The sequence below is a fragment of the Roseateles sp. P5_E11 genome (assembly GCF_054049355.1).
Genome location: NZ_JBFUMO010000951.1, coordinates 1 through 1,471 on the forward strand (window position 1 = coordinate 1; position 1,471 = coordinate 1,471).

Consider the following 1,471-nt stretch of genomic DNA (forward strand, 5'->3'; position numbering starts at 1 on the left):
GTGGGACGGATATTGCCCCAGGCCTTGGGCTGGCGGATGGGCAACTTGCCTTCGGTCGTCAGCGACTGGTTGCCTGCAGCGCTGACCATGTTGCCGGACTTGGCCGGGCTGTAGGTCGCAGCGCCGTCCAACGTGAAACTTGAAATGAGGCGCCACGAGAATTCGAACTCCACGCCAGGGCTCTTCACGTCGCCGATGAAGACCTGGTTCGTGATGGTTCCAGTGGCGGGGTTGATTTCGGCCACCGTCGTCGCAAAGGGCTTGAACTGGCTCAGGAAGACGGTGGCGAAAGCCGAGAACGGCTCGGTCGAGTACTTCAAGCCGGCCTCGTACTGCTTGGCCTTGGTCGTCGTCGGCGCAGCGAATGTGTAGACGTTGATTTCGCCCGGCAGACGGTAAGCCACGGACGCGCGCGCATACACGCCCATGGCTCGCGTGAGCTCCTGATTGACACCGACGGTCCAGGAAGTCGGGTGGCCGTCAATCGGGCGCGGGGCGTTGACGCCGGTGTAACCCAGCGTCGAGTTGTCGGCCAGGGTGGCGGCGTTGCCCAGGTCGTACCGGGCCGTGTTCTTGCTGTAGCCGTCACCCTTGTAGCCGCTGCGCCGGACACCGAAATCCAGCGTGGTCTGCGGCACCGGCTTCCAGGTATCGGCAAGGTAGACCGATGTCTGGGTGACCGTGGATTCGCCGCCGATCAGCGTGGACGAGTAGCGCAGCACGCCGTTGTCGGTGACGCGGCCCAGCACGGCGCCGCCGGCGTCATAGGCAACCAGGTCCAGCGGCCGGGGCTTGCCGGCCAACTCCAGCAGCAAGTCCTGGAAGCGCAGGTTCATCGTGGACTTGTAGCGCGACAGCAGCAGGYCGCCGGTCAGGCTGTGCCGGCCTGCAAGTTCAAAGTCGCGGGTCACGCGCAGGTCGTTGGCGATGGTGTTGAAGTCGTTCTGGATCGAGCGGTAGCCCGCCTGCGCGACCAGGCCGGATGCGCCGTACGGGTCGTAGGCCGCGGACTGGCCGGCGTAGGTGTAGCCCAGGCGATTGACGCCGGCACCGAACGCCGTGCGTGAGGCAGTCAGGAAGCTGGCGGCAAAGGCGTTGGCGTCCGCCGGGTTGACGGTCGAGTACAAAGCATCGAAGTCGAGTTTGCCTTTCGTCAGCCTCAGCTTCTCGCTGAGCTGCCACCCACCCAGGTTGAGGTTGAGATCAACGCCGGTGTTGAAGTAGCGCAGTTGCCGGCCATTGGACAGGTCACGCGATTCGGTGGCACTGCTCGCGCCGCCCACAGTCGGGTAGATGAACTTGACGTTGCGCAGATACGGCGAATTCAGCGTGCCCTTGAAGTAGTCGATGTAGGGGTTCAGCGACTTGGACGGATCGCGCGGGTCTGCCACGGGAATAGGCAGCAGGAACACATTGCTGTCGTCGAAGACCTTGGCAAAAAACCTGGCTTCACCGTTGTCCAGCCTGTGCC

1 protein-coding gene is annotated in these 1,471 nt (G+C 63.7%); it reads right to left on the reverse strand.

What is annotated here, in order from left to right; translation table 11 throughout:
- A partial coding sequence (locus ACXJKR_RS32405; RefSeq protein ID WP_457326351.1) for a TonB-dependent receptor domain-containing protein occupies positions 1–1,471 on the reverse strand: 1,471 nt, incomplete at both ends.